Genomic DNA, 15,244 nt, shown 5'->3' on the forward strand with positions numbered 1-15,244 from the left:
CTAGGCTCCGAGGAATGTGAGGACGGCGAGGACTCGGCGATTCTCCGAGGTGTCGGCGGTGAGGCCGAACTTCGTGAACACCGAGGAGATGTGCTTTTCTACGGCACCGGCACTGAGGTAGAGGGTGCCGGCGATCGCGGCATTGGACTTGCCCTCTGCCATGAGCTGGAGGACTTCGATCTCGCGGGGGCTCAGGGTCGAGAGTCCGTCCTTCTTGCGCGTGCGCACGAGGATCTGGGACACGACCTCCGGGTCGAGAACGGTGCCGCCTCCTGCGACCTCGTCGACGGCGGTGAGGAAGTCTTCGACGTCGGCGACACGGTCTTTGAGCAGGTAGCCGAAGCCGCCGGTGTTCTCGGCGATGAGTTCGGACGCGTACTGCTCCTCCACGTACTGGCTGAACACGAGGACCTTGACGTCCGGGTTCTGCTTGCGGATGAGGACGGCGGCGCGGATGCCTTCATCGGTGAACGTCGGGGGCATGCGCACGTCGATGACGGCGAGGTCCGGCGGATCGTTGTGAACGACGGCGAGGAGTTCGTTGGCGTCGGGCACGGCGGCGATGACCTCATGTCCGGCGTCGGCGAGCAGCCTTTCGAGTCCGGCCCGCAGGACGGCAGAGTCTTCAGCGATTACGATGCGCATGGCACCTCCACAACTACAGTCGTTGGCCCACCTGCGGGGCTGGTCAGGTTCAGTGTGCCACGAGCGGCTTCGACCCGGTCGATGAGGCCGGCGATCCCGGTGTGACGCCCCGTGCGGTCGACACGTGCACCGCCGTGGCCGTTGTCGGTGACGACGATCTGCACACCGCTCTCGATCGGGGCGATGAACACGCTGGCGCGAGTGGCGCCGGAGTGCTTGGCGATGTTCGTCAGGCATTCGGCGACGACGAAGTAGGACACGGCCTCGGCTTCACGCCCGATCCGCCCCTCGAGGCGGACATCGACGTCGACGGGAATCGTCGACCGTCCGGCCAGGGCGGAGACCGCGGCGTCGAGTCCGCGATCGGTGAGGACAGCGGGGTGGATTCCGCGGGCCAGCTGGCGGAGTTCGTTGACGATGCCCTTGGCTTCGGTATGGGCTTCGGCCACAAGTTCCTTCGCCTTCTCCGGAGCTGTGTCGATCTTCGTCTTCGCCATGCCCAAGGTCATGGTCAGAGCGACGAGGCGGGGCTGGGCTCCGTCGTGGAGGTCGCGTTCGATGCGCAGACGTTCCGCCGCGGCCGCCTCGAGGCCGGCCATGCGGGCCCGATCGAGTTCGGTGACCTCGGCCTGCAGCGCCACGGTGCGGGCCGGGGCGAGCAGCGCCCGGTCGAGGGCGCGGTCGAGCAGCGGGGCGAACCACAGGATGGCCAGGGAGCTGGCGAGGACGATGACGGCACCGATGGCCACACCGATGCGGGCCGGTCCGTCGATGGTTTCGCCGATGAAGAAGGTGTTGACTCCATGGGGGTTGATGGCCGCGAAGATGCCGAAGATGGAACCGCAGATTGCCGCAATGGTGCCGGCGACGACGATCAGGCCGAGGAGCATCTTGATGTAGTGGTGGGCGGTCGAGCGCCAGAAGGCACCGGATTTCACCTGCAGCCAGCGATTGTGGAGGAAGCGGCCCATGCCGGGTTCGCGATTGCTGCTTTCGATCTTCGGGACGGGGATCTTATCGGAGTAGATGAGTTCAGCCCGGTAGCGTTCGGCGTTGTTCGCGCCCTGCTGGACGAGGACCCAGACGAGGAGGGCGAGGACGCCGAGGCCGAGGGCGAAGATGCCGCCGATTCCGGTGAACAGCAGTCCCAGCGGGATCCACGCCCAGATCAGGGCGAGGACGGCGGAGAGCACGAGGTTCGCGACGCCGATGATTCCGGTGGGGCGTTTGGGCCAGGTGATGGGTCCGTCGGCAGGGATCTCGGTGACCTCGTCCCGGCTCAGCGGCAGTGAGCCGGTGACCGGGGCGTAGGCGACGGGTTCGCGTTTGGGCTTCATCCGCCGAGGCGGCCGCGGGCGTGGCATCGGCTGTGCCATCGGCATGGGCTGTGCGTTCGGCGCAGGCCGTGCATGCGGCATGGGCTGTGCATGCGGCGCGGGACGACCGAACTGCGGGCCGGGTTGTGGTGCTGGGCGCGGTCCGGGTTGAGGGGCGCGGCCGGGTGGGGTGGGGTAGTTCGGGTTGTTCGAGGGCGCGTACCCGGATGGTGCGGCCTGAGCCGAGGGATGGGTGCGGGGGCCAGGCTGCGCAGGAGCCGTCGGATGTGTGTAGGTGACCGGCCTGGTGGGGTTCATCGGTGGGTCGTCAGGACGCTGGGCCTGTTCGCCGGCTCCCATCACTCGGGTCGAGCCCGTCGCGAACGGCACGTCGAGGTCGACGGGTTTCGTCCGGAACTCTCCTGCTTCGCGAGCGGTCGGTACGTCGACCGCTGCTGCGTCGACTTCGGTGGTCGGCGGTGCATTGACGATCGCTTCGGCGCTGATCGACTCTTCGCGCTGTGGGGGTTGAGGCTCCTGCGGATCGGGGCCGAGCGGCTCCTGATCCTGCGGGTTCTCGGGGGTCTTCTCACTCATAGCAAATACGCTACGGGAGCCGCGGGCTCGCGAACAGCACGAAGACCTCCGACCCCACGTCGGGTTTTCCCGACACCCTGTGACCGGCCCCACTGGATTTCCAGGTGGACGCTGGAGCCCCGGACCGCATCAGCCGCGCCTTTGCGCGCGGCGTGTCTGAGCGTCCCTCACCCTTCGCGACGAATCACCCCGCTGCAACGAGGTGGTCTGCCACGAAGGGTGAGGTGTGCCGACGTACCGGGAGGAAGTGTCGCTCCCGGTACGTGATGCCGTCGGCTATACGGGGACCGCAGCCGCTCGAGACGAGACGTGGTGCTTTCCCGCAGGAGCGGTATGTGCGGCTCCGTCGGCAGGACTCGTGCCCGCATCACCGGACGTGGCGTCGAGCGCCTGCGCAAGGTCGGCGAGGATGTCTTCGACGTCTTCGATCCCGACGGACAGGCGGATGAACCTGCCGGAGACGCTGACCTCGCTGCCGGCCACGGACAGGTGCGTCATCGTCGCCGGGTGGTCGATGAGGGACTCGACTCCTCCGAGCGATTCGGCCAGAGTGATGAGCTTCGTGTTCGCCACCAGGGACAGTGCCCGCTCCTCGGTGTCGGTGCGCAGGGACACCACTCCTCCGAACCCGCTCATCTGCCGCTTCGCCACCTCGTGCCCCGGGTGCGAGGGCAGGCCCGGGTAGATCACTTCGGCCACCTCGTCGCGGGTCTCCAGCCATTCGGCCACCGCCTGCGCGTTGGCACAGTGCGCCTTCATCCGCACCGGCAGGGTCTTGATCCCGCGCCTGGTCAGCCACGCGTCGAACGGGGAGATGCCCAGCCCGACGGACGCGAGGTGGCTTTCGAGGCGGTCGACCACCTCGGCGGCGCGGGGACAGCTCGTCCCGTCACCGGTGAGGACCGCCCCGCCGATGACATCGGAGTGGCCATTGATGAACTTCGTCGTCGAGTGCACGACGATATCGGCGCCGAGTTCCAGCGGACGCTGGAGCACCGGGGTCGCAAAGGTCGAGTCCACGGCCAGGAGCGCGTTCGCTCGGTGGGCGAGGCGGGCCGCCTCGGCGATATCGATGATGTCGAGCCCGGGGTTGCTCGGGGTCTCGACCCAGATGATCGCGGTGTTGTCGTTGATGGCGGCGGCGAGCGCCGCGGTGTCGGTGAGGTCGACGGTGCGGATGACCACGCCCCAGCGGACGTATTCATTCTGCAGGAGCCGGAAGGTCCCGCCGTAGACGTCGCGGGGCAGGATGACCTCGTCGCCGGGACGAAGCAGAGAAGAGAACACGGCCACCTCGGCCGAGGTTCCGGAATTGACGGCCGCGGCGAACGACGCTCCCTCCAATTCGCACAGAGCCTGTTCGAGGTCGCTGCGGTTCGGCGTGCCCGTGCGCGCGTAGTCGAAGCCGGCGCGAGTCTCTCCCGGAGTGTCCATCATGAAGGTCGAGGTCTGGAAGATCGGGGCCACGACCGAACCGGTGTGTGCCTCGGGCATGGCTCCCGAGTGCACCGATCGGGTCGAGATTCCGGCGGGTGTGGTGGGTTCGAAACGGGGTGAACTCACGGCGGATCCTTCCTTCACTGATGGGCACCGCTGCATCTGCGGTGTGATTCAGTGTGAGTGTCCCCGATGTGCTCGCGCGAACGCGCCGTCTCGGATGGTCACGTCGCGTCATATGTCGTCGATGAATGTCATTTTTCGACGTAGAAGGTCGGCATCCCTCGCCGAGGCGGTCCGCCGACTCGTACGCCCGCGACGTGACCGTCGTTCGTTCCCACCGCGGCAGCTCTCTGTGACGATCGAGCAGTCCCACTGCCGGTCGCCGGTCACCCGGCCAGGAGCTCCCGCCAGTCGGACCCTGCCGCCACGGCGTCGAGGATCGCCCCGGCAATGCGCTCGTTGTCAGCGAACACGGGGGCGCCCGTCTGCGGTCGGCTGAAGGCCTCGGCGGTCGATCCGGAGACCGCGGGACCGAGCAGGAACAGATCGCCTTGTGCCCGACCATGTGCGTCGAGCGCGCGACCGGCACCGTCGGTGCGCAGCTTCGCGTGAGCCGCGGTCTCGAGCAGCAGTCGGCCGTCCGCCCGCAGTGTTTCGAGGACCGGATCGGCTGCCTTCTCCGCACTCTGCCGAGCCAGGCGGGCATCGACGAGATGAGTGAAGGTCTTCGCCTCCGGGTGAGCGGTGGAGCGGGCGGTGAAACCGGCAGCAGCGGCGTCGATGCTCAACCCGGGACCGAGGAACCGAACGAGACCGGCTTCGTGGAGAGCGAGGATCTGTCTGACTCTCTTCGGCGGCGGGCCGCTGCCGACGAATGAGAACAGGGAATGGAAGCTGCCTTCGACGAACTCCGTGCGATCGCCATTGCTGACTCGACCGTCGCGGACGAGCATCCTGATCTGCACATATGCCTTGACCAGAGCGGTGAAGACGGCGAGGTCGGCAGAGTGGTGCACATCGGCACTGCGCTTGAGTTGCCCCGAGATGTGATCGCGCACGCTCGCCTCTGCAGAAACGAGGTCATCGCAGCGCAGATCGGCCAGCGGACGGTTGATGCGGTCCAGGTCGAACAGATCGGCCTCGTCTCTGATGACGTCGCGGGCGGCCTCGGCGATGGTCTCGAAGACGGCGCCGGTGGTGGCTTCTGCCCCGTTCTCGCCGATGCGGCCTGAACGGACCCGCTCGGCGGTTGCGTCGATGCGCTCGAGCAGTTCGGGAGCGTCGATGCCGCGCTTCCACAGCACGTGTTCGTAGTGGGCATAGGTGAGTTCGAGTTCGAACAGCGGACCGAGCACCGCATCGAACTCGATGAACCGGGAACTCTCGCCGAGGCGCTGCCCGCTTCCGCGACGGTCCCCTCCCACGCTGCCGGTTCTCTCAACCACGCGGTCCAAGTACCGCAATTCCACGGCCGGTGCGCCGGGGACATCGACTTGACTGTAGCCGAGCTTCGGACTGTAGGAGACCCCACGGGAGGATCCCACCCACAGCACCGGTTCGGTGCCGGAGGGCCGGTAGCGAAGCCGTTCGCCGTCGTCGACGAACTCACCGCCGCGGCCCTCGGTGACCATGACCATGAAGTCGAGGAACGCGAGTCCGAACCCGCGGGTGAGCACCTCAGCGCCAGCGGGGATGCCGCTGAAGTCGAGGTCGGCCGTGTATCCGGGAGCCTGATAGTACAGATCATGTCCCGCCGAGGCGGCAGCGCGGTCGGCCAGTATCGCATCCTGCTCGGCGGTGTGCATGTCGAGATGCCCCTGAGCCGAGACGAGGACGTCGGTGTCGATCTCCGCACCGATAGAGGTGGTGACCACGAAGCCGCGGTCGTCATCGCCGCGGCGCACCGCCGCGGCGCGGGCGCGATGGATGTGCACCTGAGCATCGAGACGATCGAGGGCGGTCTCGAAGGCCGCCGTCAGGTAGTGTCCCTGGACCCGGCGGCTGGCAAATGATTGGGAGTCGAGCCCTGCCGCCTCGGCGCCGAGGCCAGCCTGCGTCAGGCGCTCCCGACCGGGCCCGTGGATCCACTCGTGCAGGGTCGGTCCCATGATGCCGGGATTCTCGAGCAGGCAGGACTCGTCCGGGAAGATCGTGATGTCCTCGGTGCGCGAGTTCATCCACAGGTGCGGCGACTGTTCGGTCCGCCATATCCGCCCGGCTCCGGCCGGATACGGGTCGACGAGGTGGATGCGCAGGCCTGCCCCGGCGTCCGTGTTCGCGGCGATCGCGAGCAGGATGCCCAGGGTCTTCGGCCCGGCCCCGATGAAGGTGAGGTCGGCGCGGTGTCCGCCCGAATCGGATGCCGTCGACGCATCACCGCCGGTCGTGAGGTCCGCCGCAGCCGACGTCTTACACATCGGCATAGAGGCTCACGGCCGGGGCGAGTCCGAGGCGGCCGCGCAGATCGCTCGCGTCGCTGTCGCCGCCCAGTGCCGCAACGACCTCAGGGGTGTCACGCAGTCCCGCCGCGTGCAGGGCGGGCAGGATCTCGGAGACGAGGCGGACGCTGAAGTCGAGTTGATTCTCAGCTGACGCGGTCAGCAGCACCCCCGAGGCCCCGCGTTCGACGAGGATGCGCACGGAGCTGACGAGCTCGGCCACCTCGGCGCGGTTCGTCGGTGCCGGCAGGACGGTGAGCACCGGCACCCCGGGGTCGAGTTCGGTGCGCAGATCCTCGAGCGAGATGGTGCCGGCGGCCTCGTCGGCGAGAACGACGTCGGCGGCGCCGCGGGCCGCCTCGTTGCCGGCCTCCGCACGGACGATGATCGGCGGGTGGCCCTGCGGCGGGCGCGGCGTGATCGAGGGGCCGAGCACCGAGTAGTCGACTCCCGTCGAGTCCTGGACCTGCGCTTCGATGTAGTGGAGGCGGTCGCGATCGATGTACCGGTCGGTGGCCTCGTCGCGGATGATCGCGTCGTCGTCCCAGGAGTCCCAGAGTCGGCGGATGACGTCGATGACGGATGCGGCCTCGGCCCAGGCAGCGGGTGCCGGGGCGGGGCCGCGTCGACCGAAGAGGGCCGCCTCGGCGGGGGTGGATGAGATGCCCACAGCGAGTCCGGCACGGGCCCGAGCCGCATAGTCGAGCGTCGCCGAGGCGGTCGCGAGGTGGAAGGGCTCGAGATGGGTGGCGCGGACCTCGGGGACGATCCCGAGCCTGCTGGTCAGCGGGCCGAGCCAGGAGGCGAACTCGAGCGCGTCGTACCCGGTGAAGTCATCGGGGACGAGGGCGAAGTCCGCATGTCCGTCAAGGGTCTTCGCGGTCGCCGGTCCGGTGGTCGGGTCGGGAGTCAGCGTGGTGGCGATGATGACGCTCATGAGGGATTCCGTTCGGTCGTGATCGGGGTGGTGATGAGGGATTCGGCGGCGGCCGCCTCGGCGTGAGTGCACGACCTCGCACGGACGGTCAGTTCGGAGTCGAACTGGTCGATGGCGTCGACGACGTCGCGCTCGACGGATTCGTCGATGCTCGGAGGGGTCGTGTCCGTGGCCGGGAGGATGTTGCTCGATGCGACGAAGCGGCCGCGGCCGATCGAGCTCGCCCCGAGCGTGGCCAGCAGCGGTTTGAGGCCGTAGTCGAGGGCGAGGACGTGGGCGGCGGATCCGCCGGTGAGCAGCGGCAGAACGGGTTTGCCGTGCAGGGCGTCCATCGGCAGCAGATCGACGAAGACCTTGAGCAGTCCGGTGTACGTGGCCTTGAAGACCGGGGATCCGACGATCACCGCGTCGGCGGCGGCGACCGTGTCCCGCGCCGAGGCGATGAGGCCGTCGCTCGAATCCCCCGTCAGGAGGGGGCCGGCGGGCAGGTGGCGGAGTTTGATGAACTCCGTACGGTGGCCGTACTGGCCGAGCCTGCGGGCGATGAACTCGAGGAGCGCTTCGGTCTTCGAGTTCTCCGAGGGGCTGGCCGAGAGCAGGACGACACGCGACATGTCAGCCCACCTCCTTGAGTTCGCGGGTCGGAGCGTCGGGGGTGCCGGCGACACCGATCTCTGTGGTGTCGGTTTCTGCGGCGGCGGTGCTGCGGGCTTCGCGACGGGCGGCGGCCCAGTCAGCGGCGGTGCGGGCGGCGGGCAGTCCGATGCTCTCGCGCAGGGACCCGTCCGGATACTCGGTGCGATAGACCCCGAGTTCCTGGAGTTCGGGCACGACCTTCTCAACGACCTCGTCGAGTCCGCCCGGAGTGAGGTGGGGGACGAGGATGAAGCCGTCGGCGGCCTTCGTGCGGACCGCCTCGGCGAGGTCGGTCGCGACCTGGTGCGGGGTGCCGACGTAGGAGTGACGGGTCGAGACCCGGATGACGAGTTCTCGGGCGGTGAGGTTCTCGGCCTCGGCGATCTTCCGCCAGCGGGCAATCGTCGCTTCCGCGTCCTTGATGTGTTTGACCCTGCCCTGGGAGATCGAGTCGGCGGCCGGCGGCACATCGGGCAAGGGTCCATTGGGGTCGAAGGCGGAGAGGTCGCGGTCCCACACGCGTTCGAGGAACGCGATGGCACCGGCCTCGCTGACCTGTTGGGAGGCGACCTCACGGGAGCGTTCGGCCGCCTCGGCGAGAGTGTCGCCGAGGATGATGGAGACTCCCGGGTAGATCTTCAGGGAGTCTTCGGTTCGGCCGTAGCGGGCCAGGCGGGACTTCACGTCCGCGTAGAACTTCCGGCCGGATTCGGGGTCGGAGTGACGGGTGAAGATGACGTCGGCCGAGCCGACGGCGAAGTCACGGCCGAAGTCCGAGTCCCCCGCCTGGAAGACGACGGGGTGACCGCCGGGCAGGGGGCCGGCGGGGAAGCGTCCGGCGATGTCGAAGAAGTCGCTGGCATGCGTGAACGACCCGTCACCGGCGGCGGTGTCCCAGAGTCTCCGAGCCACGTCGATGAAGTCCTCGGCGCGGCGGTAGCGGTCGGCGTAGTCGAGGTAGCCGCCGCGGCGGAAGTTCTCGCCTGTGAAGGCGTTGGAGGTCGTGACGACGTTCCAGGCGGCGCGACCGTTCGAGAGGTGGTCGATCGTCGCGAGCCGGCGGGCGATGTCGAAGGGTTCGTTGAACGTCGAGCTCAGGGTTCCGGCCAGCCCGATGCGCTTGGTGACGGCGGCGAGCGCGGAGAGCACAGCCGTGGTGTTCGGTCGTCCGACGACGTCGAGGTCGAAGATCTTCCCCTGGTGTTCGCGCAGGCGCAAACCTTCGGCGAGGAAGAAGAAGTCGAAGAGTCCCGCCTCGGCGGTCTGTGTCAGATGAGCGAAGGAGTCGAATTCGATGTGGCTTCCCGAGGCGGGATCGGACCATACGGTCGTGTTGTTCACGCCCGGGAAGTGCGCGGCCAGGTGGACCTGCCGCGGCTGGCCGGGGATGCTGCTGTCGAATTCAGGCATGGGATGCTCCTGTCAGTTCGGTGGTGTTCGGGGTCAGCGATACGTCGCCGGTGTCGGTGGACGTCGCGCGCAGGTCGGTGTCGGTGGTCTCTGTCGAAGTCGCGCGCTCGGCCGTGCGCACGGCGGAGTCGTCGAAGCACGGCACTGCGTCGATGAGCGCCCGCGTGTAGTCGTCACGGCTCTCGTGCAGCACACGAGCAGTCGGCCCGGATTCGACGACAAGTCCGTCCTTCATCACGATCACCTCGTCGGCGATCTGCTCGATGACGGCGAGGTCATGGGAGATGAAGAGGTAGGCGACGCCGAGGCGATCCTGCAGGTCGACGAGCAGCTGGAGGATCTGCGCCTGCACGCCGACGTCGAGTGCGGAGACGGGTTCGTCGAGGATGATCACCTCGGGGTCGACGGCCAGCGCACGGGCGATCGCGAGCCGCTGCCGCTGCCCTCCGGAGAGCTCCCGCGGGGTGCGCTTGAGGAGGCTGTGATCGAGGGCGACGGAGTCGAGCAGCTCCCGCACGCGTCCCGGCCGGTCGGCTCGGATGCCGATGCGGTGGCCGCGCAGCGGTTCGGTGAGGATCCGCTCGACCGTGTAGTGCGGGTCGAGAGCCGCGCTCGAGTCCTGGTGGACGTACCGGATGCGCCGTCCGAGGTCCTTCCGCCGATAGTCACTGACGGGCTTTCCGTGGAGGGTGATAACTCCGGAATCCGCCCGGTCGGCGCCGAGCAGGATCCTCGCCGAGGTCGTCTTCCCCGACCCGGATTCGCCGACGATTCCCACAGTCGATCCTGCCCGCAGATTGATGTCGAGACTGTCAACTGCGGGACGGTCCCCACCGAAGTTCCGCACGATGCCGCGGCCGGACAGGACCGCCTCGGCGCCGGTGTGGGTCGTGGTGGCGCCAGCGTCGGTGCTCGGCCGCAGTCTCGCCCACCCGAGGTGCGGGGCCGCGGCGAGGAGCGACTGCGTATAGGCATGCTGGGGGTCGGCGAGGACGGCTTCGGTGGGCCCGGTTTCGACGATGCGCCCGGCCTGCATGACCAGCAGCTTTGCGGCGCGTTCCTTCGCGACGCCGAGGTCGTGGGTGATGAGCACGAGCGCGGTCTGCGAACCGGCGACGAGGCCGCTCAGCACGTCGAGGACCTGTTTGGCCACGGTCGCGTCGAGCGCCGAGGTGGGTTCGTCGGCGATGATGAGCGCCGGCCGGGCGGCGATCGCATTGGCGATGAGCACGCGCTGCCGCTGCCCGCCGGAGAGCTCGTGCGGATACCGCCGTCCGTGGGTCTGCGGGTCGAGTCCCACGGCGGTGAGAACCTCGGCGATGCGGGGTCTGATCTGCGGTTTCGCATAACCGTTGACGGTCAGGGTCTCGGCCAGGGCGGAGGCGATCGTGCGCACCGGGTTGAGCCCGGCGCCCGCGTCCTGCGGCACGTACGCGATTCCCGTACCGAGGATCCGCTGCCAGGTGCGCGGCTTCGCCGAGGTGAGGTCCTCGCCGAGGTGGCTGTGCGTGTGCGCGTGGACCTTCGTCCCCGCCGGGAGGAGTCCGGTCAGCGCCGCGGCCGTCGTGGACTTGCCGGATCCGGATTCGCCGACGATCGCGAGCGTGTCCCCGGGGGCGAGACTGAGGTTGATGTCCGCGATCGCCGGGGTGGGAGCACCGGGGTAGGTGACGCTCAGTCCCGCAACCTCGAGGACTGGAGGCCCCTGGTGGGCTGATGACTCGGGTGCCTGGACACCGGGTGCTGAGGTCTCGGGCGTTGAGACATCGTGCGCTGGGGTCTCGGGCGTCGCGGTTCGCTCGACTGCGACCCCGGACGTCACGGTCGAGGTCGACGAGTCGCGGGTGTCTGCCGCAGCGGCATCCGCCGCGGGAGTCTTCGCGTCGGCCTCGTCGATGACTTCGGTGCCGGCACCGGCTGCGGGCCAGGCGAGGAGATCGGTGTTGATCATCGGAATTCCTTCTCGGAGTTGACGGCGTGGGAGAGACGGTTGGCCGCGAGCACCACCGCAGCGACGACGAGTCCGGGGAAGGTCGTCATCCACCAGGCTGCGGCGAGGAAGTCGCGGCCCTCGGAGACGAGCAGACCCCACTCCGGCTGCGGCGGCGGGGCGCCGAAGCCGAGGAAGCTCAGGGCGGAGACGGCGAGCACAGCGGACCCGAATTCGAGTGCGAGCAGTGCCCCGATCGGGCCTCTGACCTGGGGCAAGATGTGCAGGGCGAGGACCGATGCAGCCGAAAGTCCGTCAGCGCGGGCGGCGCGGACGAATTCCGTCGAGCGCCATCGGATCACCTCAGCACGGGTCAGCCGGGCGAACGAAGGCACGGCCGCGACGCCGACAGCCACGGCGACGTTGAGGGTGCCGAAGCCGAGCGCGGTGATCACTGCCATCGACAGCAGCAGGCCGGGCACGGCCTGGAGGACATCGACGGTGCGCATGAAGATCGCGTCGAGCACCCCGGTGAAGAAGCCGGCGAGCAGGCCGATGAGGACGCCCGCGCCGACCCCGATGAGCACGGCGGCGAGGCTGGCCGACAGGGTCTGCGCGGACCCGTGGATGGTGCGGGCGAAGACGTCGCGGCCGAGCTGATCGGTGCCGAAGACGTGCTCGGCGCTGGGTGCCAGGAGGCGGTCGGTCGGGTTGCCGGTGAGCGGATCGACGCTGGTGAGCAGGGTCGGCCAGACGGCGGCGAGTGCGGCGAGTCCGAGGACGATGATCGCGATGACTTCGACGATCCCGATGCGGGTGGAACCCACCGCCGAGGTGAGTCGACGCAGCCGACCGGGCGTGCCGCCGCCGGGGACCCGGTCCTCGTGGGGCCGGGCCGCACCGGGCCCGGTCGGTGCGATCTGGGCGTTCTTCTGCAGTTCGGTGGCCAGGCTCATGCGCGCGCTCCTTCGGTCTTCGTCGATGCGGACTCTGCCGTCGAGCCGGCCGGGCTCGCACCGGCGGGTGCGTCCTCACGGTCGGACGCCTCGGCGAGGGTGTCCCTGGCCTTGGTTTCGAGCTTCCGGCGGGCGCCGCGCAGCCGCGGATCGAGCAGCGGGTAGGTGAGGTCGGTGATGAGGTTGACGAGGACGAACACGGCCGCGGCGAAGAGGACGATGCCCTGGACGAGCGGGATGTCCTGCCCGGTCACGGCGGTCTGCGCGAGCCGACCGAGGCCCTGCCTGGAGAACACGTTCTCCACCACGACGGACCCGGCGAGCGCCTGGCCGAAGAGCACCCCGCCCATTGTCAGCGCCGGCAGCAGCGCCACGGGCAGGGCCTGGCGCAGCAGCAGCCGCAGCCGGGTGTAGCCCGATGCGTGGAAGGTCGTGACGAAGGGCTGGATCCAGGCATTCTGCAGCGAGCGGAAGAGGACCTGGGCGATGATCGCCGACAGCGGGATCGCCAGGGTCACGGCCGGCAGCACGATCGCGGCCGGGGAACCGGTGCCCACCGCAGGGAAGAGCGGGAGGCGGAAGGAGAAGATCTGCAGCAGCATCAGTCCGACCCAGAACGTCGGCAGTGCGACCCCGAGTCCCGGCAGAGCCGCGAGGGTGTCGCGCAGCCACGGGCGGCGGGTCAGGGTCGCGGCAACCGCGATGACGATCCCCACCGCCAAGGCGAGACCTAAGGCCAACGCGGCGAGTGCGAGCGTCGGGGGCAGGGCGGCGGCGATCGCCTCGTTGACGGGGGTGCCGGCCTGGATCGAGGTGCCGAAGTCAAGGCGGACGACGGCCAGGAGGGCGAGCAGGTACTGGATGGGCAGCGGCTGGTCGAGGTTGAACTCGGCACGAAGCCTGGCCACCTCGGCGGGGTCGAAGCTCTGCAGCTCTCCCCCGGCGCCGAGCATCGTGATGACCGGATCGCCGGGCAGCCAATAGAGGAGGAAGAAGCTGAAGGTGAACGCGATCCACAGGACGAGCAGTCCTTGGGCCAGCCGGGAGGCCAGGTAGCGCAGGCTCATCACCGCTCACCGTCCAGCCAGGTGTCATAGAGCTGGAAGCGCGAGGAGGCCTCGTACTTGAAGTCGTGGACATTCTTGCCGGTGCCGATCACTCCGGAGAGTTCGACGATCGGAATCGAGTAGCCTTCGTCGATGAGGATCTTCGCGGCCTTCGTGAAGTCCGCCGTGCGTTCCTTCTCGTCGAGCGTCGAGGTCGTGCGGGCGAGGATGTCGTCGAGTTTCTCCTTCTTCTTCCTCGCGTTGCCGTTCTGTTCGTCGACGCCGAAGTAGTTGCGCAGAACATCGCCGTCGGCACGGGTGAGGTTGCCGAAGGTCAGCTCTTCCTTGCCCTCGGCCTGCTGGGCGGTCACCTCGGCAGTGGTCTTCTTCTCGAGTTTGAGGTCGAAGCCGATCTCTCGCAGCTGCTGCTGGACGAGCTCGAGGAATGGGGCGTCCTGCCAGTAGGTCAGCGTCGTCGACAGCTTCTTGCCGTTCTTGACCCTGATGCCGTCGTCGCCGGGCTTCCAGCCGGCATCGTCGAGGAGTCTCTTCGCCCCGTCCGGGTCGTAGGCGAGCAGATCGGAGAGGTCTTCGTACTCAGGGGTCGACTTCGCCAGCACCGAGGTGGCCGGAGCCTGGTGCAGCGAGATCACGCTCTGCAGCTGGTCGCGGTCGATGCCCTTGACGAGCGCCTGACGCACCGACTTGTCCTTGGCGATGTTCCCGGTGAGCTTGGGCACGAGGTTGTAGACGACGCCCGGGTTCGGTCGGGAGGCGATGCCCAGTCCCTGCGCCTCGAGGGTTTTCTCGTCCTGGGATTGGACGGAGAAGTCGACATCTACCTGCCCCGACAGCAGTGAACCGTTGCGCACCGAGGCCTCGGGGACGATGGAGAATTCGATGCCGTCGAGGTGGGCCGGCCCTTCGTGCTCGGCGATCGATGACGGCCAGTCGTAGTCGTCGAACCGGGCGAGCTCGATCGACTTGTTGTGCTCGAAGGACTTCACCTGGAACGGGCCGGTGCCGACGATGTCTCCGGTGCAGCGTTCCTCGGGGGACTTCGCGAGTGTGTCCGAGGAGTAGAAGCTCAGCGACATCGTCGACGTCGCCTGGAGGAACTGGGCGTTGGACTTGTCGAAGGTGAATGTCACGGTCTGCTTGTCGGGAGTCTCGATCGACTTCAACCCGTCGAGGTAGGTCTGTCCCAGGGAGGCCTTCGCCCCGAGATCCTGGATCGCTTCGAAGTTCTCCTTCACCGAGGCGGAGGTGAAGTCCGTGCCGTCCTGGAACTTCACCCCGTCACGGAGGTGGAAGGTGAAGGTCTTCGCATCATCGGAGACATCCCAGCTCTCGGCGAGCCACGGCTTGATCTCCTGCGTCTCCGGATCCTGATCGGTGAGCGAGTCCGTGATCTGACGAGTGACATTGAGGGTGACGTTCGTGCCCTGCTGCTGTCCGTCGAGGCAGGTCGGATCGACGTCGTAGGCGATCTTCAGTGTTCCGCCGTCCTGAGGTGTGGCATTTTCGTCCTCGGCCTGTGCCGATCCGGAGCACCCGGCGAGGAGGAGGGAACCTGCTGCGAGAGCGGCGAGAGCGAAGTGAGAGCGGCGCTGCGGCGAGCGGGTCGGAGCGGCGGGAGAGCTGATGGTGGTCATGGGTGTCCTGGGTGGTGTCAGTAGTGGATGTGAATCAGAGGTGATTGCGAGGGTGTCGGCGCGAGTTGCGACGATCACGGCCGACCATACGGCAGTGATTGCTCAACATATCGCCGAAAAGATCAAACGCTTTCGACTCGGCGCCCCAGAATCATGCGAGAAAGCGGAGCGTCCGGCAGGGCGAGGCGAGCGAGGCTCGACAGCCTCCGCCGCAGAAAAGCCCGGGCGCCCGGAGTCG

11 protein-coding genes are annotated in these 15,244 nt (G+C 68.1%); all 11 read right to left on the reverse strand.

Going from position 1 to position 15,244, the window contains the following annotated elements; genetic code table 11:
• The 11 genes from HIM68_RS10085 to HIM68_RS10135 all read right to left on the reverse strand — a co-directional run bounded on the left by HIM68_RS10085 (position 1) and on the right by HIM68_RS10135 (position 15,006).
• Entirely contained in the window at positions 1-645 is a 645-nt protein-coding gene (locus tag HIM68_RS10085; protein WP_139909223.1) for a response regulator transcription factor, read from the reverse strand.
• Positions 633-2,558, reverse strand: a complete 1,926-nt coding sequence (locus HIM68_RS10090; RefSeq protein ID WP_172171835.1) for a sensor histidine kinase — start codon at positions 2,556-2,558, stop codon at positions 633-635. Before HIM68_RS10090 ends, HIM68_RS10085 begins: the two co-directional genes overlap by 13 nt.
• 276 nt (positions 2,559-2,834) lie before the next feature.
• A complete protein-coding gene (locus HIM68_RS10095; protein WP_259357255.1) occupies positions 2,835-4,121 on the reverse strand; it encodes a PLP-dependent aspartate aminotransferase family protein in 1,287 nt (428 codons plus the stop codon).
• Between the two features lie 263 nt (positions 4,122-4,384).
• Positions 4,385-6,415 carry an FAD/NAD(P)-binding domain-containing protein gene (locus HIM68_RS10100; protein WP_172171839.1) on the reverse strand — a complete coding sequence of 677 codons (2,031 nt, stop codon included), beginning with the start codon at positions 6,413-6,415 and terminating at the stop codon, positions 4,385-4,387.
• Positions 6,408-7,373: an LLM class flavin-dependent oxidoreductase gene (locus HIM68_RS10105; RefSeq protein ID WP_172171841.1), complete on the reverse strand. Its 966-nt coding sequence runs from the start codon at positions 7,371-7,373 to the stop codon at positions 6,408-6,410. Before HIM68_RS10105 ends, HIM68_RS10100 begins: the two co-directional genes overlap by 8 nt.
• On the reverse strand, positions 7,370-7,987 hold the full coding sequence (gene ssuE, locus HIM68_RS10110; protein ID WP_139909228.1) for an NADPH-dependent FMN reductase: 618 nt from the start codon (positions 7,985-7,987) through the stop codon (positions 7,370-7,372). Before ssuE ends, HIM68_RS10105 begins: the two co-directional genes overlap by 4 nt.
• Position 7,988: 1 nt before the next feature.
• On the reverse strand, positions 7,989-9,419 hold the full coding sequence (locus tag HIM68_RS10115; RefSeq protein ID WP_172171843.1) for an NtaA/DmoA family FMN-dependent monooxygenase: 1,431 nt from the start codon (positions 9,417-9,419) through the stop codon (positions 7,989-7,991).
• On the reverse strand, positions 9,412-11,370 hold the full coding sequence (locus HIM68_RS10120; protein WP_172171845.1) for an ABC transporter ATP-binding protein: 1,959 nt from the start codon (positions 11,368-11,370) through the stop codon (positions 9,412-9,414). The genes HIM68_RS10115 and HIM68_RS10120 overlap by 8 nt, the downstream gene beginning before the upstream one ends.
• A complete protein-coding gene (locus HIM68_RS10125) occupies positions 11,367-12,305 on the reverse strand; it encodes an ABC transporter permease (RefSeq protein WP_172171847.1) in 939 nt (312 codons plus the stop codon). Before HIM68_RS10125 ends, HIM68_RS10120 begins: the two co-directional genes overlap by 4 nt.
• Positions 12,302-13,372: an ABC transporter permease gene (locus tag HIM68_RS10130; RefSeq protein ID WP_172171849.1), complete on the reverse strand. Its 1,071-nt coding sequence runs from the start codon at positions 13,370-13,372 to the stop codon at positions 12,302-12,304. The genes HIM68_RS10125 and HIM68_RS10130 overlap by 4 nt, the downstream gene beginning before the upstream one ends.
• On the reverse strand, positions 13,372-15,006 hold the full coding sequence (locus HIM68_RS10135; RefSeq protein ID WP_172171851.1) for an ABC transporter substrate-binding protein: 1,635 nt from the start codon (positions 15,004-15,006) through the stop codon (positions 13,372-13,374). The genes HIM68_RS10130 and HIM68_RS10135 overlap by 1 nt, the downstream gene beginning before the upstream one ends.
• Positions 15,007-15,244: the final 238 nt, after the last annotated feature.

The sequence above is a fragment of the Brevibacterium sp. CT2-23B genome (assembly GCF_013168765.1).
Classification (GTDB): domain Bacteria; phylum Actinomycetota; class Actinomycetes; order Actinomycetales; family Brevibacteriaceae; genus Brevibacterium; species Brevibacterium sediminis.